The sequence below is a fragment of the Deltaproteobacteria bacterium genome (assembly GCA_016874775.1).
GTDB lineage: Bacteria > Desulfobacterota > Binatia > Bin18 > Bin18 > VGTJ01.
In genome coordinates, this window is record VGTJ01000342.1 from 1 (window position 1) to 2,451 (window position 2,451).

The 2,451-nt window shown below is 51.2% G+C and carries 2 protein-coding genes; one reads left to right on the forward strand and one right to left on the reverse strand.

The window, feature by feature from the left end:
* Nucleotides 1-122: 122 nt before the first annotated feature.
* The gene (locus FJ147_28280) at nucleotides 123-479 is read left to right on the forward strand and encodes a hypothetical protein (GenBank protein ID MBM4259781.1); all 357 of its coding nucleotides are present in this window, start codon (nucleotides 123-125) and stop codon (nucleotides 477-479) included.
* 167 nt (nucleotides 480-646) lie between these two features.
* Here FJ147_28280 and FJ147_28285 read toward each other — a convergent pair whose 3' ends face one another.
* Nucleotides 647-1,744, reverse strand: coding sequence for a hypothetical protein (locus FJ147_28285; GenBank protein MBM4259782.1), 1,098 nt, complete (start codon nucleotides 1,742-1,744; stop codon nucleotides 647-649).
* Between the last annotated feature and the right edge of the window lie 707 nt (nucleotides 1,745-2,451).

Genomic DNA, 2,451 nt, shown 5'->3' on the forward strand with positions numbered 1-2,451 from the left:
CACCAAGTCCAAACGCGGGCCGAAGAAGCCAGTACCTCACAAACTGAGTGGCAAAAAACAAACGCACGTATCGACTGCGCGGATTCTGGCGATGCGACGGTAGTCAACCGACCTTTACAGGGATGGCCTCGATGGCCTACCGGATCTCCAAGCTCAACGAGTACATCCGGGGTTGGGTGCAGTACTTCGGTTTGTCCCAGCACTACCGTCCGCTGCCCGAACTCGATGCCTGGTTGCGTCGTCGCCTACGCATGTGCCTCTGGAAGCAATGGCGCTCCGTCCGCACCAAAGTCCGGGAACTACTGAAACTGGGGACCGCCAAGACCACGGCGATCCTCACGGCCCTGAGTCGCAAAGGCCCCTGGCATCTGTCACGGACCCTCGCGACGCAGACCGGCATGACTAATCAGTGGCTGTCGGAGACCCTCGGCCTCGTCTCGATTCGCGCCTTCTGGATCGCACTTCACTATCCGACCTGAACCGCCGAGTGCGGACCCGCATGCTCGGTGGTGTGGGGGCTGGGGAGGGCGACCTCCCTGGCTACCCGATTAGCCAGACTGAGGCCCGTCGTCATAATCCTGTTCCTTATAAAAATAACTGTGTCATATCCTTGAATGGCCAGTTTGATAGGTGCTCGACACTCAGCTCATAAATCTTGAAGAATTGGCACCGTTCCATCTTCTCTAGTAATTACAACTTTTGTTTGTGCCAAAAGCCAATATAGAGGGAACGGAGATGAAAGACCACATTTGTGACAGTGTAACGTTTCCTTTAGGTACATCTCGATCCCGTTCGCCCGAGTAAGCCTAAGCGAAGCATCGCAGTGGATACATTTAAGGAACGTTCGAAGCTTCCTGGCGAGCATGGCCGTTATACCTTGCTTTGGTTCAATTTTGAAAAGGCACTCAAAGCAACCCAGAGAGGAAATAATGAGATGGGAGACAGTATGCTCATTTGATTGAAGGATTCGTGCAAAGCACTCCAATGCTACTTGAACTGCGTATAAAAGAAGGTACGGCAAGTTTGAGTAAATATGTTCAAAGAGATCATCAGAAGCTGCATCATGGAAAATGAAGTTGATATTCAAATCTTCAGTTCGAAGCAGCAAACCTTGCGATGTGATTAAGTGTGACGCTCGTTGCCAAATCGGTTCGAAACTTCTTGCATGAGACTTCGAGAAAATCATGTCTTCTAGGAGCTCAGGCGTAAAGACCTCCTTGGTGATTAGCCGAGCAATCGCGCCATGGAAAATTTCGAGCCTTCGAGCAGGTTGTACACCATTCAGAGTAGTGTAGTTATTCTTCTCGAATCGCGTTATGAAGTCATCTTGGTCAGCCAGCAACCAGGATAGGAACAGCAAGTTCTCCTTGAACGGTTTCCGAAGCAACGCAAACCCAACGGCAAACTTTCGCTTCTCGAAGCAAGTAAGCGCTTCGTAGATAAAATGCAGCATGTCACTGGTGAGACCTAGCACTAAGTGACTAACGATGTGGTGCTGATAGAAACGCACAAGATCATGCTCTTTCATAAACTTTAGGAGGTCTATGTCGATGTTGGTTGCGCGGTTCTCAGCGAGAGCTTTCTCGAAGGCTTCCGTAACCCATCGGTGTGCCCCGCTTGCTTCGTATTGAATTAGAAGCTCAGCGATCTGATCGTGGAGATGGAAGCAAAACTCATGCGCCCACCAAAGGTCAGAAGGAATCAGTACGAGCCGCTCTGGATCAACGATTCCAAGTGGTTTCATAAGGATCGTCAAACGTGGCTAGAATAACTATTGAGAACTATAGATACTGGCTAACGCCCCCGCGCACCGCGCGCGGCCCAGCCGCGGCCTTTCACGTTCATTCCTGCACGCCACAGGGCCGCGATGCGGTGGCGCGTACGGTTAGGCTTTCCCCTTTCCTCGTACTTTCCGAAACCATCGCATTCCCCATTGTAACATCCGAGTGGGTAGCCATTTAAGGCACTCCATACCAATATCCCTGCGAATATGCCACTGACGATATTACCCCACCATACTAAGCGAAGCCAATTTCTTGTGTACAATGAGTGCGCAACTGAACTGACTACGACTACTACAAACAGGACGACAATGGTACGGGCCTGGAATCGTTGGTACTGCTCACTTTCTTCCCAAGGCAGTGAAGGCGACTGCGGTGGGGTGGGGTGTTTTTCATCTAAGCTGGGGTTGTCGTGTGGGGAGATTTTCATGATGTCTCAGCAAGTTTCCGAACACTCAGTGATCATCTAGGCGTCGCTCAATAGGATTCCTTCCTTGATGCTGTACGAAGCCTTTCAAGACAACCGCCCCCCCCAAACATGAGCAGGAAGCTCAGGAATAACCCCTATCAGGGCTCCGTTGTCAAGAGGACAGACGCATGCATCGCGGGGGCGGGGTGGCCGTCCGATAACATATAGTGATACATCTGTGCCAAGCGATCGCAGCTGACT

What these genes read in the sequence shown, in the direction of transcription:
- FJ147_28285 (MBM4259782.1), bottom strand. Translation starts at nt 1,744, where the DNA reads ATGAAACCACTTGGAATCGTTGATCCAGAGCGGCTCGTACTGATTCCT.
- FJ147_28280 (MBM4259781.1), top strand. Translation starts at nt 123, where the DNA reads ATGGCCTCGATGGCCTACCGGATCTCCAAGCTCAACGAGTACATCCGG.